We start from the raw sequence: 24,740 nt of genomic DNA on the forward strand, positions 1-24,740 counted from the left end.
AAGGAACACTTTGAAAGCAACATTGTATACGGTACTTGCCTTGCTGGCATTTGCTGCAAACTCTCTTTTATGCCGTATGGCATTAGTTCAAAACTACATAGATGCTTGGAACTTTACTGCGTTGCGGTTACTTAGTGGTGCACTATGCTTAGGCTTTATCGTACTGATACAAGCAAAACCGAACGTTAATGTCGTTAATAATAACGACGATATTGAACTCGATATAGATGACCGTGGCAGCTGGCGCAGCAGTATCAGCTTATTGGTGTATGCACTTTGCTTTTCAATTGCGTATGTGGAACTTGATACTGGCACTGGTGCGCTTATTTTATTTTCAGCGGTGCAGCTAACCATGATTGGTTGGGGTATTTACAATAAAGAGCGGCTCAGCACTGTGCAGTGGTGTGCATTTATTATCGCTGTGATTGGTTTTGTATATCTGATGTTGCCCTCGGCAACTATTCCATCAGTGATACCAGCACTATTGATGATGCTAAGTGGCGTAGCCTGGGGTATATACAGTATTCGCGGTAAGGTATGTATTTCACCGCTTAAAACCACCACCTTTAATTTTGCCCGTAGTTTATTTGCGTTACCTGTGTTATTTATGATTGGTTTTAGTCATTTATCGGGGCTTAGCTGGCAGGGGGTTGCGCTTGCTTGTGCCTCTGGTGTACTGGCTTCGGGTATTGGTTACAGTATTTGGTATGTTGCTATGCCTTTGTTAAAAAGTAGTCAGGCTGCGGTGGTGCAACTGTGTGTGCCGGTCATAGCGGCATTAGCAGGCATGTTATTTTTAAAAGAAGAACTCAGTATACAGTTTGTGATTGCCAGCGCCGTTATTCTCGGCGCTGTATTGGTGTTTATGTTGGCTAAACAGCCGGGGCACTCACATTCAACACATAGCGCTGATAAAGCTGCGGCAAATGCGCCAAAATAGCGGCTTTGCCAGCAACTTCACTGTTTTCGATAATATCCGTTAAGGCGGCAATACTCTGGTGTTGCATTAACTGTTGCGCTTGTTGAATATGACTAATGTGCCAAGGCTCGGGCGCAACGCCGCCTAAGTCTTGCTGATAAGGACGGTAAAAGCCATAGTCTTCTAAGTGACTATCCAGCCACTGAGTCATCGCAGCAAACGGACCATTTCCAGTGTATTCACTCGGCTCTAATTGCAATTTATAGTTTTTTGTCACGGCTGCTTGGTCAAAAATATCCAGATCAGTGCCAAAGTGATGTCGGCTGGTGCCTGGCAGTGCAGAATAAAGCATTATCGCATGGCATTTTTCAATATCCGGCATACTCGCTAAATCAACGTGCTGCTGTTTTTTATTAAGCACCGGACGTTGTCCAGTAAATTTAGCATTCCAGATCAACGCTTGGCGTTCAAAATCCCGAAAGCTAGATGCGATGGCTAGTTCAAAGCCCGCATCACGCGCCGCATTTTGTAAGCGTATAAAGTCGTCAACAATCTCTTTATGCAGTTTATAACCTTGATACTCAACAAGCTGCAGCTCATTTTTACCGCACGCACACTCAGCTAATTGTTGTGCAGTGAGTGTACTTTGGCTCATGTTAACAGCTGCTCTAAAATATGTTCGTAAATATCGGCAAGGGCAATGAGATCGTCACTGCTTACACACTCATTGACCTTATGAATGGTGTCATTACGTGGCCCAAGCTCAATCACCTTTGCGCCCGTTTGGGCAATAAAGCGTCCATCAGACGTGCCGCCAGTGGTTTCAAGTACGGTGTCTAACCCGGTCACTGCTTTTATTGCTGTAACCGTTGCATCAATTAATGGTCCGCCTTCGGTGATAAATGGCTGACCATTAACAATCCAATTCAGCTCATATTCAAAATCATAGTCAGCTAACATATCAACTACGCGTTGCTGTAATTGCTGATGGGTTACTTCAGTACTAAAACGAAAATTAAACTGCACTTCAAGTTCACCCGGGATCACATTACCCGCACCAGTGCCACCATTAATGTTCGATATTTGAAAGCTGGTTGCAGGGAAAAACTCATTACCGTTATCCCACACTGTTTGGCTGAGCTGCGTAAGTAGCGGGGCGGCCAAGTGCACTGGATTTAAGGCAAGTTGCGGATAGGCCACATGTCCTTGAATACCTTTAACGGTTAAAAAGCCTGTTAAAGAACCACGGCGACCATTTTTAACCACATCACCAAGCACATTACGAGAGGATGGCTCACCGACTAAGCACATGTCAATTTTTTCACCGCGCGCTTCGAGTGTATCAATCACGCGGGTTGTACCGTTGATAAAAGGGCCTTCTTCATCGGAGGTGATTAAAAACGAGATAGAGCCTTTGTGATCGGGGTGTTTTGCAACAAAGCGCTCCGTTGCAACAATCATCGCAGCGAGTGAGCCTTTCATATCAGCAGCGCCGCGACCATGTAGCATGCCATCGGCAAGCAAACCTGAAAATGGCGGGTGTTGCCAGTTTTTTTCAGGCCCAGTCGGTACAACATCGGTATGGCCTGCAAAGCAAAAATGAGGTGACTGTTGGCCTTTTCGTGCCCACGTATTCAAGGTATCAGTGAAAAACATTGACTCAATATTAAAGCCTGTTGCTTGTAAACGCTCATTCATCATCGTTTGGCAATCAGCATCTTCAGGCGTGACAGAACGACGTTGGATCAAGGCTTGAGCAAGTTCAATTACTGGATGGATCATGATGCGAAAATCTCATCGTATTGCGCCACTTTAAAACCTAAGTGGTAAGTGTCATTGTGAATTAATACTGGGCGTTTGATCATCGCTGGTTGCTCTACCAAAATGGCCAGTGCGCTGTCTTTATCAAGATTTTGTTTTTGTTCATCCGTTAATTGGCGATAGGTTGTGCCGCGTTTATTAACTAACTCTTGCCAATCGATGTGATTGGCAAACTCGCTGATCATCGCTAGGTTTATGCCGTCTTTACGATAGTCATGAAACGTATAGTCAATGGCGTTATCGGTTAAATATTTTTTGGTTTTTTTTATAGTGTCACAGTTACTGATGCCGTAAAGAGTGGTCATATTAATTACTTCTTAGTGATAGTTAAAAGGGTGTCTATCCCTGCGCTTACGTGGGATAACGAATAATGCATGGGTATAAGCTGATGGCCATTGAGCAAAATCAGGCAGGCGAGTAATGGGCTACTGAGATCTCTGAGATCAAAATAGGCGAGTCGCTGACCTTTTGTCACTTTACTGCCATTTAGCTGAGCAATGTGTGTTTGCTTAATGTGTTGCTGTGGGTCTAAATGCAAATTTAGCAGCACTTTTAAGCCATTATTAGCCTGTAAAATAAATTCAGTGCCGGCATTTTTTACTTGCACTAATGTGCCATCAAAAGGCGCTAATATTTTATGATTGCTCAGGGCAACCATAATGCCAGGACCCAGTGTGCCATAGCTAAAAAATGGTTCAGGGTGCTCATTTAATGGCATGACTTTACCGCTAAACGGACTGCAAATTGCAATGCTGTTTGGCGTTAATTGTCGCTGTGGTAAATAGCTAATCTCAAGGTTTTTCATTATGCCAACTTAGTGTCATTAAGTAGCTGATAGCCATCTTTTTTTAATGCTTTCATGGCATCATTAATGCGTTGTTGTTTTACTAGCACATAGTCAGTGTCGTAAGTTGAAATCGCAAAGATAGAGATATTAGCCTTGGCTAAAACCCCAGAAATATTCGCCATGATCCCAGTGAGCGAAAAACCAAGTGGGCCAATAACTTCTAACGCGCGCCAATCATGTTCAGCATCAAGGCTGTCAATGGCAAACTCACTAGGGCACACAATCGATAATTCATCTTTAGTTTTGGCTACCACAAACATAGACTGGTTAAATAACTCAGGTGGGATCACAGCAGTCACTTCAAGGGTATGAATGGTAAAGGTTGTACTATGTAGCTTTAAAGTTTGCTTAGACATTGCGGACCCTTTTTAATTGTAAAGCTTTCCATCAGCATATACTGATCAATAGTATAGATTATCAGGGTGAAATAAAAGGCCAATGTTGTCCACAATTTCTGTGGATAACATTGGGAGTAGTGAGGTATAAAGTTAATAACTTACTTATTTTATTGACTATTTAAAATAGGGTTAGATTAACAGCAAGGGCAAAGTGATCAGTGTTTGATCACTTTACTTTAAGCGTTAGTTACCCTGTACTTGTGCTGCTTGAATAGCGGTAAGTGCGATTGTATAAACAATATCGTCGACTAAAGCGCCGCGGCTTAGATCATTAACGGGTTTACGCATACCTTGCAGCATAGGCCCAATGCTGATCAAATCAGCACTACGTTGCACCGCTTTGTAAGTGGTGTTTCCGGTGTTTAAATCTGGGAAAATAAATACCGTCGCTTTACCCGCCACAGGGCTATTTGGCGCTTTTTTAAGGGCGACGTTTTCCATAATTGCCGCGTCATATTGCAGCGGCCCATCGATGATCAGATCAGGGCGCTTTTGCTGTGCTAATTGCGTTGCTAGGCGGACTTTTTCTACATCCGCGCCAGTGCCAGACGTGCCGGTACTGTAGCTTATCATTGCAACGCGTGGCTCAATACCAAATGCAGCAGCAGAATCGGCTGACTGAATGGCAATATCAGCTAATTGCTCGGCCGTTGGATCTGGATTAATCGCGCAATCGCCGTATACCAGTACTTGATCGGGTAAGAGCATAAAAAACACCGATGAAACCAATGATGAACCCGGGGCTGTTTTTATTAGTTGCAGCGGTGGGCGAATGGTATTCGCTGTGGTGTTAACCGCACCAGAAACTAAACCATCCACTTTGCCACGCTCTAACATCATAGTGCCCAGCACCACGTTATCTTGTAATTGCTCAAGCGCTACAACTTCGGTTAACCCTTTGCTTTTACGAATTTCAACCATAGGAGCAACATAATCGTTGATCACATCTTGGGGTTCGATAATGGTTACGTTTTCGTTAAGCTCAACACCTTGCTGCATTGCGATACGTTCAATTTCTTCGCGATCGCCTAATAAAATGGTTTTTGCAATACCACGTTGACCACAAATAGCCGCGGCTTTAATGGTGCGAGGTTCATTGCCTTCAGGCAGTACAATCGTTTTTGCCGCTTGACGGGCTTTATCTGTAAGTAGATAGCGAAACGCAGGCGGCGACATTTTCCGGGTTTTACCAACGCTTTTAGCAAGGGTATCTAACCAATCAGAATCAATATGGCTGGCATTATGATGCTTAACTTTATCAATACGTTGGACATCGTCACAGGGTACTTCCATATTAAAGTTATGTAACAATAACGAGGTACGCCATGTATCCGCATCGGTACTTAAAATTGGCAAGCCAGTGGCCATGGCCTGTTCGCATAAAGTCATGATCCGTGGCTCTGGTTTAAAGCCACCAGTTAATAAAATTGCGCCAATTTTAGTGCCGTTCATAGCTGACAAACAGGCTGCAACTAGTACATCAGAGCGATCACCTGGCGTGACAAGCAGTACACCTGGCGTAAAATGGCTCAGGATGTTAGACACAGTGCGAGCACAAAATGTGACACTACGCAGTCGTCGATGCGCCATATCACCTTCGTTGAGTATTTGCGCTTTTAAATAGGCTGATAGATCTTTCACCCGCGGTGCCACCAGCTCAAAATTCCATGGGATCGAGCCTAATAACATAAAGGGGTGTTTTCTAAAAATGGGCAGTGACGCTAAACGGTTCAGCTCGTTTTCAAGCGCATCCGGCTCGTGTGATTCAACCAAGTCAGCGCGGGCTCTGCCTTCATCATCCAGTGGGGCATTTACTTTATTAAAAATGCAGCCTAATACGCGAGCATGATCAACACTGCCATAATATCCGGCGGCAATTTCTAATCTGTCTTCAATTTGGTCATTGCTGTCATTGCCGGGAGTGAGTACAAATACAATATCAGCCCCAAGCGTTTGCGCGATTTCACGGTTTACTCGCCCAGCATAAGGTTGGCGACGGGTAGGCACCATGCCTTCTATAATAGCGACGACATCATCACCAATGGCATTTTCAAAGCGCTCGACTATTTCTTCAAGTAAGTCATCACCTTTACCATCACCAATCATTTGCTCTGCGTAATCAAGAGCAAAAGGCACGGGAGGGGTAATAGCCGATCCTTGCGTAACAATTTGAGTTGATTTTTCCGGCCCAGTTTCCCCAGAGCGAGGTTGTGCAATCGGTTTGAAAAAGTTAACTTTAACGGTTTTCTGCTCAAGCGCGCGCACTAAACCAACTGATACTGAAGTTAAACCAACCCCCGTTGAGATTGGAACTAGCATAATTCGACGTGCCATTGTTATAGCTCCTGTGCAATTGCGGCGGCATCACGGGCGATCACCCATTCTTCGTTGGTTGGCATGACCACCGCTTTTGTTGAGGCGTGTTGTGAACTTATCACACCTTGCGTGCCAAAGCGGGCTGCAAGGTTTGCGCCGTTATCACAATCAAGGCCAAGGTAGGCAAGTTGAGTAATCACTTTGTCACGAATAATATCGGAGTTTTCGCCAATACCACCGGTAAAAATTAATGCATCAAGGCGCTGCAATGGCACCATAAAGGCGGCCACTTGTTTCGCTAAGCGATAACAAAACATTTCAAGTGCTAAAATGGCTTTTTCATTGCCAGCTACAGCTGCTTCCTCGATAGTACGGCAGTCGTTTGACAATTCACTAATACCAAGTAAGCCGCTTTGTTTATTTAATAAATCGTCAATTTGTTGGGCGTCATAATTTAGTTGCGTGGTTAAAAAGTTAAATAACCCAGGGTCGATATCACCGCTGCGGGTACCCATCATCAAACCTTCCAGCGGCGTTAGGCCCATGCTGGTATCGACACTTTTGCCATTTTTAATCGCGCAGACTGAACAACCATTGCCTAAGTGGGCGCTGATAAAGTTACTTTGCTCTATCGGTTGATCCAGGAGTTCGGCTGTTTGACTTGCTACATAATAATGGCTGGTACCATGGAAGCCATAGCGTCTAACACCGTAGTCTGTGTAGAGCTTATAAGGTAGAGCATATAAATAGGCAACCTTCTCCATGGTTTGATGAAATGCAGTGTCAAACACAGCGACTTGCGGTAATCCTTTAAAGGCGGCTTGTGCTGCAGCAATGCCTAACAAATTTGCATGCCCATGTAATGGGGCAAGTGTTGCCGCTTGGGTAATGCCTTTGATAACCGCATCATCAATCAACATTGATTTAGTAAAGTGCTCACCACCATGCACTACACGATGACCCACCGCGATGAGGTTACTTGCTAAATTCTGCTCATTAATAAGTTTAACCAGTGTGTCGATTGCTTCTTTGTGTGCTTGATTGGCTGTCAATTCAAGTAGGTATTTTTTGCCTAAGTATTTGTATTTAATAGATGGCGATGATGATCCTAAGCGCTCAGCCAAGCCTGAAATAATTTCTTCAGAGCTGGTAGCATCTAAAATAGCGAATTTTAAACTTGAACTTCCACAATTAAGAACAAGCACGTGGTGTGGCGATGAAGGTTGCGCAGACATATCAGGATCCCATTTTTGACAATATCGGTAAGTGCACATTAAGCTTAGTTGTTATATAACTAAGAATCGAACTAGAATGACTAAAGTTACCATGTTAATGGTCGATAAATTGCTATGGATATAGCCAATGGCTATACTAAAGTCTAGTTGACTAAATGTGCGTTTATTTTACCTGATTAATTTATTTAAGGTAAGTTTAAACCGTGATCAAAAACATGTTTTGGACGAAAAGGTGGAAGGGATTTTACACAAGAATGTTGCCATCAATGTGATACACTCATTAGGCTAACATTTATAAATACACCAGCGACACCTAGGAGTCATGATGCAAAAAAGTGTGATGTCACAAGTTCAAACTGGTCGTGAATACGCTAAAAAATGGCCGATGCGTAAAGAGCTTGCGCCTATTTTCACGGAGTTTAGAGTGATTAAAGCCACTGAGTTGGCAATTACCGTCATGCCAATTTTGGCAATGCTCACTTTATTCATGCAAATTAATTATTTAGGCAGCAGTTTTTTACCCCAAGCAATCGCCATTGCATTGTTTTTTTTATCGTTACCGTTGCAAGGTTTGCTGTGGTTAGGCAAGCGTGCAGATACGCCGCTTGAGCCAGCAATGGAGCACTGGTATAAAGAGCTGCACAGTAAAATGGTTGCTAACGGCTACCAAGGACACACCCCTAAAGACAAACCTAAATATGCAGAGTTGGCCCATTTACTCAATGATATGTTTGATAAAATGGACCGTGCTTTTACTAAAGAGAATCTGTAAGACGGGTAAATTGACTCACATAAAATGACAAGGTGACAACTTGCTCGCCTTGTTGCTCTAACAGTTGCCAATGCTCTGGGCGAAACTTCCAGGCAAATGGGGTCATGGTTATCAGGTTTTTCACATCATTAAATGGCACGCTTATTTGTTGCTCTAACAATGTTTGCTCTATTAGCTCAAATCCACTCGGTACATTAATGGCTGTATGTGCATTAACATCACGGTAGATGTATTGCTTTAGCTCTTTTAAATGCCAAGGGCCGGGGCTTGCTACAATAAGCTTGCTATCCGGTTTAGCTAAACGCGCTAATTCTGCATCAAATAGCGGTGCAAAAATACTTACTAACACATCGGCCATTTCATCATTAAACGGCGCTTGGCTTATTGACGCTACGCTAAAATTACAATTATCGTATCGTTTTGCGGCGTATTTAATGGCTGACTTAGAAATGTCTACCCCATAAACCTTCGCATCGCACGCATTAGCTATCGCTTGGGTGTAAAAACCTTCGCCACACCCTAAATCGATAACACACTGTGGAGAGTGCGTTGCTACGCGCTCAGCAATGGCTGTTTGTAAAAACTGATAATGCCCCGTTGTTAAAAATGCACGTCTTGCTTGCACCATATCAAGGTTATCGCCGGGTTGTTTAGAGTTTTTTTGTTGTACTGGCAATAAATTTACATACCCTTCTTTGGCCCTATCAAAGCTATGATTATTACTACATTTGAGTACATTAACCTGTAATGTTAGTGATTGTTGGCAAAGCGGGCATTGATAATCAAGACTCATGAGTCTAGGTAATCCTTATCGTAAAAAGTTTTCACCCAATGTGGGCGATAGGTGATCAATAAAGTGATGGCCATACCATTGAGCATCGCTTCTGGAAACCAAATGATGGCACATAAGTAGAGGTAATTTTCACTTAATTCAAACCAATTGTAATTGCCCGTCGCATAATAAAAGCCACTCACAGTAATAATTTTAAAACAGGCAATTAAAGCGGCACAAATAAACGCACAGACAAAAATATAGATGAAAAAATGCCGTGGTAACAGGCTGTAACACAGTATAAATAGGCCATAACTTACTAAAGTCGGCAAGTAAGCACTCAGCAATAACTGTATTGGTAACTGCGTAATACTAATTTGGTTAAAGGCGGCCAATAGCAAGCTGGCAAGCGAAGCGCTTAGTAATGCAAAGCGCCAACCCAGAATAAGTGTGATGGCGGTAACACCAAGAATGTGCAATTCAAGGCCTGGTAATATGCCCGCTTTAATGCGCCACAGCAGCATAAACACTAAGGCGCACGCGAACACGCCGGTTTGTCTAGCGGGTGTTGCAAATAGCAGTTGATATTGACGTTGATTAATACTGAGCAAAAAAATACAGCCGGCAACAAGCCAAGCAACTGCTTGCAAATTGCTGCTTATTATCGGGGCTGTAATTAACTCATGCATACAACTAGCTAAATGTTGACCAAATTGGAGCGTGATCAGATGGTTTTTCGATACCACGCAGCTCATAATCAATACCAGCATCAATACAGCGCGCAGCCAATGCTGGTGTGGCTAAGACAACGTCAATACGCAGACCACGGTTATCATCAAAACCTTTTGAACGATAATCGAACCATGAGTATTGCTCTATTGTGTCTGGGTGAAGTTCGCGAAATGTATCTTTAAAGCCCCAGTTAAGTAAGGTTGCAAGCCATTCACGCTCTTCTGGTTGGAACGAACATTTACCGGTTTTTAACCAGCGCTTACGGTTTACTTCACCAATACCAATATCAAGATCGGTCGCAGAGATATTGATGTCGCCCATCACAATCACATCTTCATCATTATTATGATGGGTGTCTAAATGGGTCATTAAATCGCGGTAAAACTGGCGCTTATACGGGAACTTAGTCTCATGGGCGATGTTATCACCTTGTGGGAAATAGCCATTCATCACCGTTAAATCACGGCCATTTTCTTGGCTGACAGTGACACTGATCATCCGCTTTTGCGATTCTTCAGTATCAGTTGCAAACCCTTTAACTACAGATTTAGGTTCATTTTTGCATAACATAGCCACACCGTAATGGGCTTTTTGACCATGAAAATACACGTGATAACCCATTTTTTGCACATCTTCGAGTGGAAAAGCTTCATCGTGTACTTTTATTTCTTGTAAACCGATGATATCAGGCTGATGTTTATCAATAATAGCTTGTAGTTGATGCAGGCGAGCTCGCAGCCCATTAATGTTAAATGAAATTACTTTCATGGCTAGACCTTAAATTAGAATTAGCTTTTCGCAGATTATGGCAAATTCTATCATCAAATAAGATCTGGTACATGTGCTTATTCATTAAAAATAAACTGCTCAAATGATGAACAGATTGTGAGTTGTGATTAAATATTGTTAATGCGATTTTAAATAAAATATTAAATATATAATCCAGTTGATTTGTGTTTGTTGGTCTATATAATGCGCAAAAAATGCTCACATTATCACTCCACCCAAGGTAAATCATGAAACTACAATTATTAGCATTGTTTGCGGCTACGGCTGCATTTTCTAATACTGCAAGTGCAGCACAATACTTTAATGCAGACCAGAAAATTGAATCTAAACTGTGCTCAATTAGCGCTAACCAAGGATTTACTGCTGCGCGTAAAGTCGCTGCGCAACATGGTGTCTACTTATCACGTCAGTCAAAAAGCATTTTATGTAATGGCGAAGATATTCGCCATATTGCTAAAAAGCGCGATGATAAAATTCACCAACAAAAAGTAATAGAAGTGTTTGCTAAAAACAGTCAAACAGAAACGCAATTGTGCATGACGGCATTGCAACAAGGTTTGGCACCGGTGAAAGCAAAGATTACAGACCTAAACTCTTTGCAATGCAATGGTGAAGTGGTTACTGAGTTTGTTAAACGTTATAAAGGCACAACTATTTGATTCAAATAGGTTGTGCTAATGCGTAATACAATATTAGTGGCTGTTAATAGCCGCTAATATTGTATTTTTGAATAATAACTTTTCCAACCGTTGCATAGTTCTGTCATAATAACGCGTTGAATATACCTCAGCGTCTTGGTGTCTATGGTGACAAAATCGGCTACAAAACGAATTAGTGATGAACAACTTGTTGAGATCATTGAAGCGGCTATTTTTGTTGCTGGAAAACCCCTCAGTAAGCGGCACTTAAAAGAAACGGTATTAAGTGACTTGAGTGTGTCGATGACGCGCATTAACCTCGCAATTGAACAAATCCAAATCCATTATCAAACCCGAGGTATTCGGTTAGTTGAAGTGGGGAGTGGCTTTCGATTTCAAGCGTGTGCGAGTTTAGCGCCTTGGTTAAATAACCTTTGGCAAGAACGCGCACCTAAATATTCTCGTGCCTTATTAGAGACGTTATCACTTATTGCGTATCGACAGCCAATCACCCGAGGTGAAATTGAGCAAGTACGTGGCGTAACTGTTGGCTCTGGTATTATTAAAAGTCTGCTCGAACGCGAGTGGATACATGTTGTAGGTCATAAAGAAGTGCCGGGACGGCCTGCTTTATATGCGACAACAAAACAATTTTTAGATTATTTTTCGTTAACAGGTTTAGATAATTTACCGCCACTGCCAAAACAGCAGCAAAGTAAAATAGACCAGTTATTGAGTGATCCTTCTGTGAGAGAACTATCCGAATGAGTATACAAGGTGAAAAGTTACAAAAAGTCTTAGCAAGAGCGGGCGTTGGTTCGCGTCGCGAGATGGAAAAATACATTGATGCAAATCGTGTCAGTGTAAATGGTAAAGTAGCAAAATTGGGCGATCGTGTTGAAGAAACAGATTTGATCCGAGTTGACGGCCATACCGTTAAAATTGAAGAAAAAGCAGAACGTATTTGCCGTGTCATTATGTATAACAAACCTGAAGGCGAGTTATGTACGCGTAAAGATCCTGAAGGACGTAGAACGGTATTCGATCGCTTGCCGCGCGTTGATGGCGAACGTTGGATTGCAGTCGGTCGTTTAGATATAAATACTGCCGGTTTAATGTTGTTCACCAATGATGGTGAACTTGCCAATCGTTTAATGCACCCAAGCTATGAAGTTGAGCGTGAATATTCAGCTCGTGTATTTGGTGAAGTCACAGCAGAAACCATCAAAAACTTAACCAAAGGCGTTGAGCTTGAAGATGGTATGGCTAAGTTCCTAAATATAAAACCACTGGGTGGCGAAGGTATTAACCGTTGGTATAACGTCACGTTAACTGAAGGACGAAACCGTGAAGTACGTCGTTTATGGCAATCTCAAGATGTAGAAGTATCACGTCTTATTCGTATTCGTTACGGCAAGTTAGAGCTTGATAAACGCCTTCCACAAGGTGGTTGGGCTGAGCTTGAACTAGAGACAGTTAACTACTTGCGTAAAACAGTAAAGTTAGGCCGTGAAACACAAACTAAGTTGTCAGTAATGCCTGAAAAGCGCAAAGATAAGCGCGCTAAAATTAACCAAATTCGCAAAGCTGTTAAAAAACATAATAACCGCGTTAAACAAACTAAACGTCGTTAATATTTGTTATACGTAAAGTAAGCCGCTAATGACAAGCGCAGCGTCAATGATCCGTATTTAGTTTTACTAATTACGGATTTTTTTATGGCTATTTAAATCATATTTAGTCGTGTTTAACAGCTTACCTGTCAGCAATAGTTTGCGCAAAGGCTAATAATTCGCGACGTAACCATTGATGGGGGCTGGCGTGGTGAAGTAATGGGCTCCAGAGCATTTTTACTTCTATCGGTACAATTTGAAATGGCACTGGGCTAATAACCAGCTCAGTGTGCTCGGTTAGCAATTTGGCTTGTCGCCGTGGCAGTGTTGCGATTAATTGCGGTGATTGGCACAGCAGGCTGGCGACCATATAGTGGCGAGTAAACACCCGAATATGGCGAGTTTGTTCAAGTTGCCATAGCGCCTCATCTACCCAACCTAGTTTTTGGCTGCCTGATTTATTGGTCACCGCCGCTTCTGCTCCCCAGCCTGCTCGATTAACCCAAATATGTTCACTCGCTAAATATTGTTCCAAGTCCGGTTTTTTTAAATAAGGGTTTGCCGGGTGCATTAAGCAACAGTAATTGTCGCGCCATACACTGGCTTGATGAAACGAGCGAGGCAAACCATTAAAGCGATTGATAGCTAAATCAATAGTGCCTTTTTCCATATCTTGTAGGCTAACATCACTTGGGCTGAGTACATCAAAATTAAGCCCAGGGTGTTTGTTAAGTTGCGCAGTAATAAAAGGGGCGACTAAGGTTGATTCTAAATAATCGTTGGCCATGATGCGAAAAGTCACGTGCGCAGTGCTAGGGTCGAAAATGTCACTGGGTTGAGTAATTGCCTCCGCCATTTTTAATAACGCTTCAATTTCAGGCTTTAAACTCAGTGCTTTTGCGGTTGGGGTCATTGAGCCTGCGGCGCGAACGAGAAGAGGATCGTCAAATAAATCACGTAATCGCTTTAAAGCGTTACTCATAGCAGGTTGAGTGAGTGCTAGTTTATTTGCTGCTTTAGAGACATTTTGCTCATCTATGAGTACATTTAAGTACACAAGCAGGTTGAGATCGACATTGCGTATATTCATTTGATCAATCTTATTCATTCGCTGTATTAATTATCTAAATTAAAGCCTGCTTGCTAAGGTGTGTAAACCTATAATGATAAATAGTCGCCATAAGTGATAAAAATATGCCTGAATTAGAGCCGCAAAACCCGTTATTAAATGAGCCAGAAAACGCGCTACAGCAAGTGATTGCGACTAAATTAGCACGTGCGGTATTTGCAGGTTTTGAAGCCATGTTCGCAGAATTTTTAAATATCACTTTAGGTGCGCAAAGTCGCTTTGAGCAACAGCAATGGCAAGGCGTGCAATCAGCAATGCGTGAGCGATTACAAGTCTACGAACGACAAGTTAAAAGTGTCAGTGAAGCCGTGCGGATCATTGCTTTTCAAGAGCTTCACGAGCCGCTACTTTGGCAACGAGCAAAACACATTTATGGGCAGATGGTTGCTGAGCACGAAAACCAGCCGATTGCGCACACTTTCTTTAATTCGACTTTTGGCTCGATTTGGGACGATAAAAAAATTCGTACTGTGCATTTATTTGTACTCAAAGCCAAATATCGGGCAAAGCCAAGGCCTTTCGATAATTTAGTAAGCCGCATTTCCTTACAAAATGGCTTTACACACGCGGTGCAGCAACTTATTTACCGCCAAGCTTTTCGAGTTAAATTTACCAATCTAGTGAAAGATATTGATAATTTACAAGCTACGCTCAAGTTAGGTGCGAAGCAGCAGTGCCGCCAAGTGTATGAATTAATGAATTTGAATGACGGGTATATTGAATACGCTAATTCGCTGTTTTTTAGAAATAAAGCTTGTTATCTGATTGGTCGCTGCATTGCTAAAAACGGCGATAATATGCCTTTTGCGATCGCTATTTTAAATACTGATGAAGGCTTAAAGTTAGACGCTGTAATGATGGGAGCGGATCAACTCAGTTTATTATTTGGTTTTGCTCGTACTTACTTTATGGTTGATACCGATCAACCTGCGCGGTATGTTGATTACTTATCTGTACTGATGCCTCATAAACAACGCTTTGAATTATTTAACGCTATTGGCTTTATTAAGCATGCCAAAACCGAGTTCTATCGCTACAAGGTAGATACTACAAAAAATAGCCCAATTGAAGATAAGTATATTACCGCCCCAGGTACGCCTGGTATGGTGATGCTGGTATTTACCACACCAGGCTCTGATTATGTCTATAAAGTGATAAAAGATAAGTTTAATGCGCCAAAAACAGCCACCAAAGCACAGGTGATGGCGAAGTATGACTTTGTTAAACAAGCCGACAGAGTAGGGCGTTTGGTCGACACTCATGAGTTCCGCTATTTGGCGTTTGATTTAAGCCGCTTTAGCGATGAACTTTTAACACAAATGCACGCTAATATTCCCAGTTGTATGTCGATTGCTAACAAAGCATTAGTGCTTAAGCATGTGTATGTGGAGCGTAAAATGACCCCGCTTAATTTATATATTAATCAGTGTGATGATAACCAACTGAGCAAGGTAATGCATGATTATGGTCAAGCAATTAAAGACTTAGCGGGGGCGAATATTTTCCCCGGCGATATGTTGATGAAAAATTTTGGCGTCACCCGCTGGGGGCGCGTGGTCTTTTATGACTATGATGAAATTTGCCCGCTCACCCAGTGTCAGTTTAGGCAATTACCCAGTAGTGAAAATAGCTTTGATGAACTCAGTAATGAAAGCTATTTCGATGTTGCTGAAAATGACGTATTCCCGAGTCAATTTAAGGTGTTTTTTAGTGCGGATCAGCGCGCATTTAACTATTTTTGTGAGCAGCATAACGACTTATTCAGTCCTGAGTTTTGGCAGCAATGCCAAACGCAAATTAATGCAGGCTACATTTATGATGTTTATCCTTACAAACAAAGTTGGCGATTTGGATAAATTAGCCACAAGTCTGATACGTGTTTAATAAAGTAACAGGTACAATTGATAAAACACTATAAAAAGACAGAACAGGATATTTCATGAAAACACTGATTTTAACTAGCTTATTACTTGCCTCACCGCTTGCATCGGCTAATCCATTGTTAGGTAGTTGGGAGTTTGTAGAAGGGAAATATGCTGTTGATGGTGGCTTTGTTGCAGCCAAAGCACCTGAGCTTACGTCAATTAAATTAATTACCGCCAATCACTTTAACTACATTACGCAAAAAAATGGTGAATTTCATTATGCTGGTGGCGGCAAATACACACTTAAAAACCAACAGTTTGTTGAAACATTTGCGTATGGCAATATCCCTTCATTACTTGGTAAAACCATGGCCTTTGATTACAAAATTGAGGGCAATTTGTGGCATCATTCTTTAACTGAAAATGGTAAGTTAGTTGAAGCCGAAGTATGGCGTAAAATCGATTAAATTTAGTCAACCAACCAAGGAGCGACAATGCAATTTATATCTCATCACGACCAGCAATTGAGCCTAAGCGAAACAGACAAACCACAATTACAGCCTCATGAAGTGTTAGTGAAAGTGGCGGCGGTAGGAGTTAATCGTGCCGATTGCATGCAGCGCCAAGGTAAGTACCCTGCACCTAAAGGCGATAGCCCAATTTTAGGGTTAGAGTGCGCAGGAACTGTGGTAGCGCTTGGGGCTGAGGTAGATAATGACTGGCTTAATCAAGCGGTGTTTACCTTGTGTTCAGGCGGTGCGTATAGCGAATATGTGGCTGTTGATGCAAGCCAACTGATGCCGTTACCCGAGAGTCTCACTATGGCGCAAGGTGCGGCAATTAGTGAAGTCTATTTAACTGCCTTTGGCGCACTATTTCAGCTTGGCAATTTGCAGCAAGGGCAAACAGCACTTATTCACGCCGGTGCCAGTGGCGTAGGCGGTGCGGCTATTCAAATGGCTAAACGTGTTGGTGCAACGGTGGTGATCACCGCTGGCAGTGATGAAAAATGCCAACATGCTAAAGAACTCGGTGCTGATCACGTTATTAATTATAAAACCACAGATTTTGTCGAATATATGCAACATCATCAGTTAACAGCCAATGTCATTGTTGATCCTGTTGCTGGGCGTTATTTAAATAAAAATGCTGAAATTGCCGCAATGGATTGTCAAATCATAATGTTAGCATTTTTAGATGGCCGTTTTGCAGAAGTGGACTTTGCGCGTTTATTACAAAAGCGTATTTCCTTTCATGCTTCAACACTGCGTAACCGCAGCCAAGCATTCAAGCGCCAACTGCGTGATGAATTTGTCGCCATGTTTTATGATGATATTGCCAATCAACGCTTTGATTTTAATATTTATAAAACGTTACCGTGGCAACAAGCTATGCAGGCGCATGAAATATTAGAGCGCAACGAAAATGCTGGGAAAGTCGTATTATTGGTCGAGTAGTTTAAAAATCGATGTTTGCCCATATAACAGTAGGTAACTAAAAAAGCGATGTAAGGCAAGAACATGAACCCAATTATAGCAACACTGAAAGAACATAACGTTAGCGACGAAAAAGTGCATGAGCTTTTTCAAGCGTTTACACAAAACCCAATGATGGCAATGGCCCTCGTACAGCAACTTGGTATTCCACCAGAGAAGCTGCAAGCGTTAATGGGCTTGGTAATGACTCAGCCACAGTTAATTAAAGAAGCCGCAGCATCTTTAGGTATCACTGATGGCGAGCTTGAAAAAGCCAAACAGCAGTATAAAAATCAATAAGCGTTGATTTGTAAGCTGTCAGTTCTGGTTTGTAGTAGAAGTAGAGCTGGCAGCTAATTTAAGTGGTAAATCTGAAATTATGATTTAACCATGTATACGCAATTGGCTAATGGTATTTCATCGGGATAGTTAGCAAATGAGAAACCAAATTTCTGATACGATTTTATAGCACTTTCATTATGTGCTAAAACAAACAAGGAATACTCTTTTAGTTTTAACTCTTGTCGTCCTCGCTCACATAAATGAGACATAAGTATTGCTGCTATCCCTTTACCGCGAAACTGAGGATTCACTACCAATCGACCTAAGTGGCATTTATCTAAACGCTGATAAAATTTCCCAAATGCTAAAAATTCGGACTCATTTGATATAAGCACAAATGAACTTAGCGAACTCATGTTGAGATCTTCAGTAAACGAATATAAATTAAATGGATACCTGAAATTTGGACCCGACCAATTGCTTAGTTCTTGTTCACTAGAAAACCAATCCATCATTGTTACTAGATGATTCTCTATAGGATAAATTAACTTCATATTAATCGGGGACTCATTGGCCAATATCAATTGCATATGCGGCCAGTAAGTTATGCATTTTTTGCTGCTCTGACTCTGCAAATTCAATTCCTACATTTAAGCGGTTACCCTGCATTTGGTTATTACGCACATGAGCGCTGATCACTACAGACTCGTTGTCGATAGGGGATAATAAGTGAACGAATACTTGGCGTTTTTTAAGAGCTAAGAACCCCGAGTTAACATGTACGGTAAAGCGACAGCCAGTGGTAGAAATATCAATTATTATTCCTTGCAGTAGGTTTTCGCTATCATAATTTTGATCTTTGTTAATACTAATTTTGGCTGGAATGTGGGTTTGTAATCTGCTTACTTCACGCAGTTGCCGGCTTTCAATCTGTTTAGGGTAAGTTAGGTAGATTAATTTTTCCGGTCGAACGGCAATGGCCAAAATGGTGGTTGAAAATGCCACACATTCACCTCGTTCACCTTCAACAATGTAACGTACTATCGCGCCATTACCTTCTTTTAATACATCGCTATATTGATTGTTTTTTGCTTGAGGAGGGTACTTTAAAATTAAGTATTTTCCTGCCTCATAGCCAATTAAGGTTAATTTAAACCTGACTGTTAATGGGTTAGTAAATTGAATATCAATTATTTTGCCTGGTAAGAGGTCTAAACAAAATTTGGCTTTGCTATCGAGTGTTGCTTTGGCTTGCGTAATTTCCATATATTTTGTAGTAATTATTATTTGTTTCCAAATAGTATCCTTTAAAATAGATTAAAAATCACTACGACAAACGAGTGGTATTAACTGTTTATTTTAAGTAGCACAAAGACATACTTTGTTACAAAGTTAACTGAACGGATTGCTTAGGTTTTTGTCTATCTAGAACTACTAAATTAAATGGATCAATACAATGAAATACCTGTATAAAATATGGAAAAATAACCGCTCCCTAATCGTATTTATTTCGCTTATGTGTGTGTTTAGAAGCGCAGTAGCCGACTGGTATGAAGTGCCTACAGGCTCAATGAAGCCAACGATTGTCGAAGGGGACCGCATTTTTACCGATAAAATGGCCTACGATTTACGCGTGCCGTTTACGAAAATTTCATTGTTGAAACTTGCAGAGCCGCAAGCAGGCGATATTATTGTATTTGATTCTGTTGCAGCGCAAAATCGGTTGATAAAACGGGTTGTAGGTGTACCCGGTGACAGCGTAGCTTTGGTCGATAATCAGTTAGTGATCAATGGTGAAAAATTAAATTATGATCCAGTGAGTGAAACCGCTATAAATCGCGTAGAGATAGAGAATCTTCATGGTATAAAGCACGCAGTTAAATTGTCTAAACAGCGCTCTGCAATGCAAAATTTTGCACCTGTTATCATTCCTGAAAACATGTATCTAGCAATGGGCGATAACCGTGATAATAGCGCTGACTCTAGAGTAATTGGTTTAGTCCCCAGAGCTGAATTACTTGGTAGAGCAAAGCGGGTTATCGTGTCCCTTGATTACGATGATTATTATTTACCCCGTAAAGATCGGGTTTTAAAAGCACTTTGATTACTAAAGTAGAAATACATGCAGGCATATTTACTTTATTGTTTTAAAGTTTTCTATTGTGCATGCTTGATAACAGCACCGCAATGACGTGTTGTTATCAAAAACAAGTGACACTGATAAGGTTCTGTATTTAAGATATTTTACTTTCAATGACTTTAATTTTATCGAGTATTTGCTCTGCTTCAAAGGTGAGTTGTGAGTAGCCTTTAATATCGCCATTTCGTTGTGAGATCATGGCTTGTTCAAGTTTGGCACTGTATTGTTTATTAAGTTGTTTCAGTGGGTCTTTTTTAAAAAATGAAAACATTATTGTCACTTGTATTTTTAAATGTATGTAAGCTAATATGTAACATGCACACTAATCGATTAGTATAGGCTGCAATAAATAAAACATCATTACTTACCTGGCAAATAATACAAAGCTAAGAAGTAAATATGTATTACTTTAACTCATTTTGCTCTGTACTTTTCAAACTAGTGTTTATTCCGGGGTAGGACAAGCGGGATGTTCAGCGAGTACTTGAGTAACAATTTGCCCAAACAGAGCGTGTTGTTGTTGCTCTAATTCAAGAGCCGAAGTAAAGGGGATTGCATCGGCTAATTCACCAGTGATAACTTCATAAAAGGTCATGGCGGTCAGCATATTACCTACATAAGAGGCATGATTTCCATCAGCATTGTACAACTTAGCTGTTGGCATTGCGGCTAATACACGATTCCAAACCAGACCTACAGGTGCAACACAACTGAACTCTTGTTGGCTAATCGATTGATGTAAATTATAGACACGATCAGCTTCAGCAGGATTGCCACGTTGCGGGTGCTCAGGGAATAAAATAGGCATGATATTGTTTGCCTTGGCAGTGGCGATTAAACGCCGGGTTGCATCTGTAGGGTAATCAACGGTTCCTGATTGGGAATATTTTTGTCCTTGAAATATAGCGTGGCTCCAACTGTTTTGCTGTAATTGTTCTAAATTTCCAGTCACGGCGACAATCTCATCTAAAAATCGACCACTTATTGTTACTGTTTCTATTGTACTGTTTGGCAGCTGACTAGTGACAAGTGTTTTAAGCATTACGCCTAATTGCGCACTGTGGCTGTTACCATAAATAATCACCCGGTAATCAGCGATTGCACTATTATCGACAGGAGTCGTATCAGGTTGTGTTGATTGCTCAGGTTTATTACTTGTAGAGCCAGAACCACAGGCTGTCAGGTTGAACAATATTAACACCGACAATGTAATAGCTAAGAATTTTGGCAGCATGATCACTTCCGAATAAGTACATTAAAGTGCACAAGAGTTAGGCACAGGTGAGTGTATATGTAAATTCACAAGTTATCAATTTGGTAACAAAAACGCCACTTTGAAAATATTAACTGATGTCAGTCATATTCATATTAATTACTCACTAAATGGTATTAGACTAAAGTCTATGAGTTAATTTTATTCACCTATTAGGTTTATTTTTATCGTTTGTCGAGATTGCCCCAACGCACTAAAGTTTAATTGTCGGCAATAAATACGACACAACTTAGGTAAATCACCAAATAGGAATATAATCATGAAACGTACACTTATCAAAACCATTGCTCTTTGCTCATTATTTACTTGCTCAGCGGCTGTTATGGCTGATCAGAGTGATTACAAATTAATGGTTATCGAGCAAGAGACTGCTCCGTTGCAATTAGAAGAGTCATTTAATAGCTGTGCACTCAATGTGAAGTCAAAAAATTACGAGCAAGCTGAAGCAGTATGTACAAAAGCAATTGCATTGTTAAAGCAAAGTGATGGGCCAAGAATGAAAGTTCGTGAGCTAACTTCATTTGCCTTAAGCAACCGCGGTGTTTCTCGTATGATGGCAAACAATGATGCGGCTGGTCTTTCTGACTTCTATGAAGCAACACAAATAGCAGAGAGCGCAATGGTTTCTCATAACTTGTCGCGTGCTAAAGAAAACCTTTCTTTATAGATAGTTGTTATAAAAGCAAAGTATTTTAGAAAACCCCATACTGGGTATATCAGTATGGGGTTTTTGTTTTTGGATTATCCAGCCACTGGGGTATTGTCCGTGGAAATGCCTTTAAGACTTTTGAGCAGCATATAAATACAGGTGGTGAATAAACAGCCGCCTAAATACAACATAATACCGTTAGCTGAAGCAAATAAATTGGCAGCAAGCAACGGCCCAAAGACCGAGCCAAAGCTGTAACTCAGTAACATGATTTCCGTTGCTGAGACGATTTTTTCAATTGGCAATGCATCACACGCTAAGGTGATGGCAATCGGGTAAAGTGCAAAGCTTGCAGCCCCTAGAATAAAATAACTGGCCATTAATACGTTGAAGTGCACTGCGTGCATAATGCCAACAACGCCCATCGCGCCAAATAAACAAAATAGTGCCATTAATAAGCTTTTTGCCATTCGTGTTGATAAATAACTCACCAGCGGTTGTACTACCATGCCGCCTAAAATAATCACCGCCATCAAGGTGCCAGTAAAAGCGGCTTGCTCACTTTGGGCTGCAATATACACCGGCATTAAACCGTAAATTGGGCCAAGTACTAATCCTGACACTAAGCAGCCTAAAATTGCTGGGCGACTGAGCTTTTTTAACTCAGTTAATTGTAACTTTTGCGAGTGTTGACTCTGCGGTTGCCCAGATTTAATCAACAGCGGTGCTAACATGGCTAAAAATAATAGAGCAATGACAAACAAATAAGGGACTGCGCCACTGGTGCCAAGCGGATCAATAGCCAGTTGACCAACTGCACTGCCGCCATATAGGGATGTCATATACAGGCCTAATCGTTTTGCCCGCGCTTTGGCTGTGTCGGTCATTAGTAACCAAGATTCAACAACCACAAATACGCCGGCCACGGCAATACCTGCCACAAAGCGAGCTAAAAGCCACACACTGGCTTTAGGTAAAATTAGCTGTGCTGCAACGCTGAAAATTAATAACCCCAAAAATGCAAGAAATGCATGACGGTGGCCTATTTTGGCAACAATACGCTCAATAAAAAAAGCACCCATTAATAAGCCAAGATAAAACACACTGGCCAGCCAAGAGGCAAGTTCATTATCAAGCTCAAAGGCGCTCAATGACAGTGGTATTAGGCTCATTAAAAAGCCTGATGCGATAGCAAAAAAAGACAAGCCAATGACAGGAGCAAGTGGGTTATTTGGTTTATGATCGCCAGCGTGTTCAACCATTAAAATATCCGATTAAAAGGGCATAAATAATTGCTTGGAGGTGTTTTAATGGCTGGCAATTATTTTTGGTTGGTTAATTTTGCGGCGAATTTAATCCGATTTTGAGCACAAGTAAAGTTATATTTGCATATTTACCCAACATTTTATTTAGAACGATCTGTTAGGTAAAATAACCGGCTATTTACGTCTTTTTAGTATCATTTTCTTAGCTAAATTGTTTAAAATTTGTAGTTGTTTTATCAATCTAAATAATAACTTGATATGCTGTATTTTGGTTTTCTTTATCTAGTAAGGACAGCAGAAAATGAGTCAGCTGAAAATTGCTTTAGTAGGACTTGGTGATATAGCACAAAAAGCCTATTTACCTATTGCCACGCAACATGCGCAGATCGATCCTATTTTTTGTACACGAAACCTCACAACATTAACGCAATTGGCAAAGCAGTATCGAGTCGAAAAATATTTTACAGATTACCAGCAAGTACTGGCGTGCAAACCAGATGGGGTGATGATCCACACGAATACCGAGTCGCACTTTACATTTGCGAAGCAAGCGCTTGAACAAAAAATTGCCACGTTTGTAGATAAGCCACTAGCGTATAGCTTTAGTGAAGTGAGTGAGCTTATTGAGTTGGCGACTAAACAGAATACGCCATTATTTTTAGGCTTTAATCGCCGCTTTTTACCAAGTATGGCCGATATTGCAAAGCCACAAATACGCCATCTTAAATGGCAAAAAAACCGCTTAAATTTACCAGCACAGCCGCGCACCTTTATTTTTGATGACTTCATTCATGTGGTTGATAGTTTATGCCATTTTGCAAATGTAGAGCGTTTTGATCAACTTAACCAGTTACAGGTGTTTTCACAATTAGATCCACAAGGCTTATTGGCAGCCATACATATTAGCTTTGAGTTTGAGGGGCGGTTATTTCAAGGTGCTATGGATAGATTAAGTGGCTGCAATGAGGAAGTTGTTGAAATAACCGGTTTGAATGAAAAGTGGCGGATTGAATCACTAACTAATATGACCATTATGGTTAATGGAATGCAGCAGGGCGCAATGCCAAACGATTGGCAAGCAACGCTTTATAAACGGGGTTTTGAGTCAATGCTAGAGGCATGGTTAAGAGCCGTTAAAGCACAGCAAGTTGATCAATTACAGCTTAAAAAAGATAGCTTAACGCATGAGCTGTGTGAGTGGCTGGTTACACGCGTATAAAACACTAGTAAGCTATTTTACTCTGAAACGATTACAAGGAAGCTGTTATGAAAGTAATGAAATACTTAGGATTTACACTGATTATAGTACTGACTATTGGGCTACTCATACCTGAAAAAATAGTGATCCCAGTCAAAGGTGCTACAGCAAATGATTGGCATCACAATACCTTTTGGTACGGCCCTTGGGGTAAATCAGGTGTGCATAAAGGCATCGATATTTTTGGTAAAAAACACACACCGGTTGTGTCATCCGTCACTGGCATTGTTGTTTACGCGGGTGAACTTAACCGTGGTGGGAAAGTAGTGGCTGTACTTGGCCCTAAATGGCGGTTTCATTATTTTGCCCATTTAGAAAGTTACTCTGTTCATGCCGGTAGCATAGTGTTTAGTAATGAGGTGATTGGTAGCTTAGGAAACACGGGGAATGCAGCCGGTAAGCAACCTCATGTACATTACTCTATTTTATCTTTATTGCCATACCCATGGTTAATGACCACACAAAGCCAAGGCTGGAAAAAGATGTTTTTTTTAAATCCCCATGAAAAATTGCGCGGGTTGTAAAATAAATAGCGTTATTTTCAGATTTATT

The 24,740-nt window shown here is 41.2% G+C and carries 29 protein-coding genes; 13 read left to right on the top strand and 16 right to left on the bottom strand.

Features of this window, described 5'->3' with window-relative positions; translation table 11 throughout:
* Positions 1 to 10: 10 nt before the first annotated feature.
* Positions 11 to 940 (top strand): DMT family transporter, encoded by a 930-nt coding sequence (locus A7968_RS07850; RefSeq protein ID WP_064666035.1) that lies wholly within the window; start codon positions 11 to 13, stop codon positions 938 to 940.
* On the opposite strand, the gene A7968_RS07855 is transcribed toward A7968_RS07850, so the two are convergent.
* The 7 genes from A7968_RS07855 to A7968_RS07885 form a co-directional block, all read right to left on the bottom strand.
* Positions 873 to 1,574, bottom strand: a complete 702-nt coding sequence (locus tag A7968_RS07855; protein WP_064666036.1) for a M15 family metallopeptidase — start codon at positions 1,572 to 1,574, stop codon at positions 873 to 875. The genes A7968_RS07850 and A7968_RS07855 overlap by 68 nt on opposite strands.
* Positions 1,571 to 2,701, bottom strand: a complete 1,131-nt coding sequence (gene dapE / locus A7968_RS07860; protein WP_064666037.1) for a succinyl-diaminopimelate desuccinylase — start codon at positions 2,699 to 2,701, stop codon at positions 1,571 to 1,573. The genes A7968_RS07855 and dapE overlap by 4 nt, the downstream gene beginning before the upstream one ends.
* On the bottom strand, positions 2,698 to 3,045 hold the full coding sequence (locus A7968_RS07865) for an ArsC family reductase (RefSeq protein ID WP_064666038.1): 348 nt from the start codon (positions 3,043 to 3,045) through the stop codon (positions 2,698 to 2,700). Before A7968_RS07865 ends, dapE begins: the two co-directional genes overlap by 4 nt.
* A gap of 5 nt (positions 3,046 to 3,050) precedes the next feature.
* Positions 3,051 to 3,545, bottom strand: coding sequence for a PTS glucose transporter subunit IIA (locus A7968_RS07870; RefSeq protein ID WP_064666039.1), 495 nt, complete (start codon positions 3,543 to 3,545; stop codon positions 3,051 to 3,053).
* The gene (locus A7968_RS07875; protein ID WP_064666040.1) at positions 3,545 to 3,943 is read right to left on the bottom strand and encodes an ACT domain-containing protein; all 399 of its coding nucleotides are present in this window, start codon (positions 3,941 to 3,943) and stop codon (positions 3,545 to 3,547) included. The genes A7968_RS07870 and A7968_RS07875 overlap by 1 nt, the downstream gene beginning before the upstream one ends.
* Before the next feature lie 225 nt (positions 3,944 to 4,168).
* Positions 4,169 to 6,319: a phosphate acetyltransferase gene (pta, locus tag A7968_RS07880; RefSeq protein WP_064666041.1), complete on the bottom strand. Its 2,151-nt coding sequence runs from the start codon at positions 6,317 to 6,319 to the stop codon at positions 4,169 to 4,171.
* Positions 6,320 to 6,321: 2 nt separating this feature from the next.
* On the bottom strand, positions 6,322 to 7,536 hold the full coding sequence (locus A7968_RS07885; RefSeq protein WP_064666042.1) for an acetate kinase: 1,215 nt from the start codon (positions 7,534 to 7,536) through the stop codon (positions 6,322 to 6,324).
* A gap of 325 nt (positions 7,537 to 7,861) precedes the next feature.
* On the opposite strand from A7968_RS07885, the gene yfbV reads away from it, so the two are divergent.
* Positions 7,862 to 8,308, top strand: a complete 447-nt coding sequence (gene yfbV, locus A7968_RS07890) for a terminus macrodomain insulation protein YfbV (RefSeq protein WP_064666043.1) — start codon at positions 7,862 to 7,864, stop codon at positions 8,306 to 8,308.
* Here yfbV and rlmA read toward each other — a convergent pair.
* From rlmA to xthA, 3 genes are read right to left on the bottom strand one after another with little or no spacing between them, the layout of a single operon-like run.
* Positions 8,292 to 9,101 carry a 23S rRNA (guanine(745)-N(1))-methyltransferase gene (gene rlmA / locus A7968_RS07895; protein ID WP_064666044.1) on the bottom strand — a complete coding sequence of 270 codons (810 nt, stop codon included), beginning with the start codon at positions 9,099 to 9,101 and terminating at the stop codon, positions 8,292 to 8,294. The genes yfbV and rlmA overlap by 17 nt on opposite strands.
* On the bottom strand, positions 9,098 to 9,769 hold the full coding sequence (locus A7968_RS07900) for an energy-coupling factor ABC transporter permease (protein ID WP_227008912.1): 672 nt from the start codon (positions 9,767 to 9,769) through the stop codon (positions 9,098 to 9,100). The genes rlmA and A7968_RS07900 overlap by 4 nt, the downstream gene beginning before the upstream one ends.
* A gap of 4 nt (positions 9,770 to 9,773) precedes the next feature.
* Positions 9,774 to 10,580, bottom strand: a complete 807-nt coding sequence (xthA, locus tag A7968_RS07905; RefSeq protein WP_064666045.1) for an exodeoxyribonuclease III — start codon at positions 10,578 to 10,580, stop codon at positions 9,774 to 9,776.
* Positions 10,581 to 10,828: 248 nt separating this feature from the next.
* Here xthA and A7968_RS07910 point away from each other — a divergent pair, with 248 nt between their 5' ends.
* The 3 genes from A7968_RS07910 to rluB all read left to right on the top strand — a co-directional run bounded on the left by A7968_RS07910 (position 10,829) and on the right by rluB (position 12,873).
* A complete protein-coding gene (locus A7968_RS07910; protein WP_064666046.1) occupies positions 10,829 to 11,260 on the top strand; it encodes a hypothetical protein in 432 nt (143 codons plus the stop codon).
* 144 nt (positions 11,261 to 11,404) lie between these two features.
* On the top strand, positions 11,405 to 12,007 hold the full coding sequence (gene scpB, locus A7968_RS07915; RefSeq protein WP_064666047.1) for an SMC-Scp complex subunit ScpB: 603 nt from the start codon (positions 11,405 to 11,407) through the stop codon (positions 12,005 to 12,007).
* Positions 12,004 to 12,873, top strand: coding sequence for a 23S rRNA pseudouridine(2605) synthase RluB (gene rluB / locus A7968_RS07920; RefSeq protein WP_064666048.1), 870 nt, complete (start codon positions 12,004 to 12,006; stop codon positions 12,871 to 12,873). Before scpB ends, rluB begins: the two co-directional genes overlap by 4 nt.
* 121 nt (positions 12,874 to 12,994) lie before the next feature.
* Here rluB and A7968_RS07925 read toward each other — a convergent pair whose 3' ends face one another.
* Entirely contained in the window at positions 12,995 to 13,942 is a 948-nt protein-coding gene (locus A7968_RS07925; RefSeq protein ID WP_064666327.1) for a LysR family transcriptional regulator, read from the bottom strand.
* A 104-nt stretch (positions 13,943 to 14,046) separates the two neighbouring features.
* Between A7968_RS07925 and aceK the strand changes: the two genes are divergently transcribed.
* The 4 genes from aceK (at position 14,047) to A7968_RS07945 (ending at position 17,621) form a co-directional block, all read left to right on the top strand.
* Positions 14,047 to 15,837: a bifunctional isocitrate dehydrogenase kinase/phosphatase gene (gene aceK, locus A7968_RS07930; protein WP_064666049.1), complete on the top strand. Its 1,791-nt coding sequence runs from the start codon at positions 14,047 to 14,049 to the stop codon at positions 15,835 to 15,837.
* Between the two features lie 83 nt (positions 15,838 to 15,920).
* The gene (locus A7968_RS07935) at positions 15,921 to 16,313 is read left to right on the top strand and encodes a hypothetical protein (RefSeq protein WP_064666050.1); all 393 of its coding nucleotides are present in this window, start codon (positions 15,921 to 15,923) and stop codon (positions 16,311 to 16,313) included.
* 27 nt (positions 16,314 to 16,340) lie between these two features.
* Positions 16,341 to 17,303: a zinc-binding dehydrogenase gene (locus A7968_RS07940; RefSeq protein WP_064666051.1), complete on the top strand. Its 963-nt coding sequence runs from the start codon at positions 16,341 to 16,343 to the stop codon at positions 17,301 to 17,303.
* Between the two features lie 63 nt (positions 17,304 to 17,366).
* Entirely contained in the window at positions 17,367 to 17,621 is a 255-nt protein-coding gene (locus A7968_RS07945) for a DUF2999 family protein (protein WP_064666052.1), read from the top strand.
* A gap of 77 nt (positions 17,622 to 17,698) precedes the next feature.
* Here the strand turns inward: A7968_RS07945 and A7968_RS07950 are convergent, their stop codons facing one another.
* Together A7968_RS07950 and A7968_RS07955 are read right to left on the bottom strand one after the other, a co-directional pair.
* A complete protein-coding gene (locus A7968_RS07950) occupies positions 17,699 to 18,157 on the bottom strand; it encodes a GNAT family N-acetyltransferase (RefSeq protein ID WP_064666328.1) in 459 nt (152 codons plus the stop codon).
* A 13-nt stretch (positions 18,158 to 18,170) separates the two neighbouring features.
* A complete protein-coding gene (locus A7968_RS07955; protein ID WP_064666053.1) occupies positions 18,171 to 18,869 on the bottom strand; it encodes a flagellar brake domain-containing protein in 699 nt (232 codons plus the stop codon).
* Between the two features lie 190 nt (positions 18,870 to 19,059).
* Here A7968_RS07955 and lepB point away from each other — a divergent pair, with 190 nt between their 5' ends.
* The gene (gene lepB, locus A7968_RS07960; protein ID WP_084448102.1) at positions 19,060 to 19,707 is read left to right on the top strand and encodes a signal peptidase I; all 648 of its coding nucleotides are present in this window, start codon (positions 19,060 to 19,062) and stop codon (positions 19,705 to 19,707) included.
* 130 nt (positions 19,708 to 19,837) lie between these two features.
* Here lepB and A7968_RS23115 read toward each other — a convergent pair whose 3' ends face one another.
* A complete protein-coding gene (locus tag A7968_RS23115; protein WP_157586687.1) occupies positions 19,838 to 20,014 on the bottom strand; it encodes a DUF6435 family protein in 177 nt (58 codons plus the stop codon).
* A gap of 174 nt (positions 20,015 to 20,188) precedes the next feature.
* Positions 20,189 to 20,977 (bottom strand): hypothetical protein, encoded by a 789-nt coding sequence (locus tag A7968_RS07965; protein ID WP_064666055.1) that lies wholly within the window; start codon positions 20,975 to 20,977, stop codon positions 20,189 to 20,191.
* A gap of 298 nt (positions 20,978 to 21,275) precedes the next feature.
* On the opposite strand from A7968_RS07965, the gene A7968_RS07970 reads away from it, so the two are divergent.
* The gene (locus tag A7968_RS07970) at positions 21,276 to 21,683 is read left to right on the top strand and encodes a hypothetical protein (RefSeq protein ID WP_064666056.1); all 408 of its coding nucleotides are present in this window, start codon (positions 21,276 to 21,278) and stop codon (positions 21,681 to 21,683) included.
* 74 nt (positions 21,684 to 21,757) lie between these two features.
* Here the strand turns inward: A7968_RS07970 and A7968_RS07975 are convergent, their stop codons facing one another.
* On the bottom strand, positions 21,758 to 22,927 hold the full coding sequence (locus A7968_RS07975) for an MFS transporter (protein WP_064666057.1): 1,170 nt from the start codon (positions 22,925 to 22,927) through the stop codon (positions 21,758 to 21,760).
* Positions 22,928 to 23,231: 304 nt separating this feature from the next.
* On the opposite strand from A7968_RS07975, the gene A7968_RS07980 reads away from it, so the two are divergent.
* Complete coding sequence (locus tag A7968_RS07980) at positions 23,232 to 24,149, top strand: Gfo/Idh/MocA family protein (RefSeq protein ID WP_084448104.1); 918 nt, start codon at positions 23,232 to 23,234, stop codon at positions 24,147 to 24,149.
* A 47-nt stretch (positions 24,150 to 24,196) separates the two neighbouring features.
* On the top strand, positions 24,197 to 24,712 hold the full coding sequence (locus A7968_RS07985) for a M23 family metallopeptidase (RefSeq protein ID WP_064666058.1): 516 nt from the start codon (positions 24,197 to 24,199) through the stop codon (positions 24,710 to 24,712).
* Positions 24,713 to 24,740: the final 28 nt, after the last annotated feature.

Origin of the sequence: Pseudoalteromonas prydzensis (genome assembly GCF_001661495.1) — a bacterium.
GTDB lineage: Bacteria > Pseudomonadota > Gammaproteobacteria > Enterobacterales > Alteromonadaceae > Pseudoalteromonas > Pseudoalteromonas prydzensis.

Excerpts from the sequence above, each read along its gene's own strand:
- lepB (WP_084448102.1), top strand. The coding sequence starts at position 19,060 with ATGAAATACCTGTATAAAATATGGAAAAATAACCGCTCCCTAATCGTA.
- A7968_RS07855 (WP_064666036.1), bottom strand. The coding sequence starts at position 1,574 with ATGAGCCAAAGTACACTCACTGCACAACAATTAGCTGAGTGTGCGTGC.
- dapE (WP_064666037.1), bottom strand. The coding sequence starts at position 2,701 with ATGATCCATCCAGTAATTGAACTTGCTCAAGCCTTGATCCAACGTCGT.
- rluB (WP_064666048.1), top strand. The coding sequence starts at position 12,004 with ATGAGTATACAAGGTGAAAAGTTACAAAAAGTCTTAGCAAGAGCGGGC.
- A7968_RS07925 (WP_064666327.1), bottom strand. The coding sequence starts at position 13,942 with ATGAATATACGCAATGTCGATCTCAACCTGCTTGTGTACTTAAATGTA.
- A7968_RS07885 (WP_064666042.1), bottom strand. The coding sequence starts at position 7,536 with ATGTCTGCGCAACCTTCATCGCCACACCACGTGCTTGTTCTTAATTGT.
- A7968_RS23115 (WP_157586687.1), bottom strand. The coding sequence starts at position 20,014 with ATGTTTTCATTTTTTAAAAAAGACCCACTGAAACAACTTAATAAACAA.
- A7968_RS07950 (WP_064666328.1), bottom strand. The coding sequence starts at position 18,157 with ATGAAGTTAATTTATCCTATAGAGAATCATCTAGTAACAATGATGGAT.
- A7968_RS07900 (WP_227008912.1), bottom strand. The coding sequence starts at position 9,769 with ATGCATGAGTTAATTACAGCCCCGATAATAAGCAGCAATTTGCAAGCA.
- scpB (WP_064666047.1), top strand. The coding sequence starts at position 11,405 with ATGGTGACAAAATCGGCTACAAAACGAATTAGTGATGAACAACTTGTT.
- aceK (WP_064666049.1), top strand. The coding sequence starts at position 14,047 with ATGCCTGAATTAGAGCCGCAAAACCCGTTATTAAATGAGCCAGAAAAC.
- A7968_RS07985 (WP_064666058.1), top strand. The coding sequence starts at position 24,197 with ATGAAAGTAATGAAATACTTAGGATTTACACTGATTATAGTACTGACT.
- A7968_RS07910 (WP_064666046.1), top strand. The coding sequence starts at position 10,829 with ATGAAACTACAATTATTAGCATTGTTTGCGGCTACGGCTGCATTTTCT.
- xthA (WP_064666045.1), bottom strand. The coding sequence starts at position 10,580 with ATGAAAGTAATTTCATTTAACATTAATGGGCTGCGAGCTCGCCTGCAT.
- A7968_RS07965 (WP_064666055.1), bottom strand. The coding sequence starts at position 20,977 with ATGCTGCCAAAATTCTTAGCTATTACATTGTCGGTGTTAATATTGTTC.
- pta (WP_064666041.1), bottom strand. The coding sequence starts at position 6,319 with ATGGCACGTCGAATTATGCTAGTTCCAATCTCAACGGGGGTTGGTTTA.
- A7968_RS07955 (WP_064666053.1), bottom strand. The coding sequence starts at position 18,869 with ATGGAAATTACGCAAGCCAAAGCAACACTCGATAGCAAAGCCAAATTT.
- A7968_RS07980 (WP_084448104.1), top strand. The coding sequence starts at position 23,232 with ATGAGTCAGCTGAAAATTGCTTTAGTAGGACTTGGTGATATAGCACAA.
- A7968_RS07865 (WP_064666038.1), bottom strand. The coding sequence starts at position 3,045 with ATGACCACTCTTTACGGCATCAGTAACTGTGACACTATAAAAAAAACC.
- yfbV (WP_064666043.1), top strand. The coding sequence starts at position 7,862 with ATGCAAAAAAGTGTGATGTCACAAGTTCAAACTGGTCGTGAATACGCT.
- A7968_RS07975 (WP_064666057.1), bottom strand. The coding sequence starts at position 22,927 with ATGGTTGAACACGCTGGCGATCATAAACCAAATAACCCACTTGCTCCT.
- A7968_RS07940 (WP_064666051.1), top strand. The coding sequence starts at position 16,341 with ATGCAATTTATATCTCATCACGACCAGCAATTGAGCCTAAGCGAAACA.
- rlmA (WP_064666044.1), bottom strand. The coding sequence starts at position 9,101 with ATGAGTCTTGATTATCAATGCCCGCTTTGCCAACAATCACTAACATTA.
- A7968_RS07970 (WP_064666056.1), top strand. The coding sequence starts at position 21,276 with ATGAAACGTACACTTATCAAAACCATTGCTCTTTGCTCATTATTTACT.
- A7968_RS07875 (WP_064666040.1), bottom strand. The coding sequence starts at position 3,943 with ATGTCTAAGCAAACTTTAAAGCTACATAGTACAACCTTTACCATTCAT.
- A7968_RS07945 (WP_064666052.1), top strand. The coding sequence starts at position 17,367 with ATGAACCCAATTATAGCAACACTGAAAGAACATAACGTTAGCGACGAA.
- A7968_RS07870 (WP_064666039.1), bottom strand. The coding sequence starts at position 3,545 with ATGAAAAACCTTGAGATTAGCTATTTACCACAGCGACAATTAACGCCA.
- A7968_RS07935 (WP_064666050.1), top strand. The coding sequence starts at position 15,921 with ATGAAAACACTGATTTTAACTAGCTTATTACTTGCCTCACCGCTTGCA.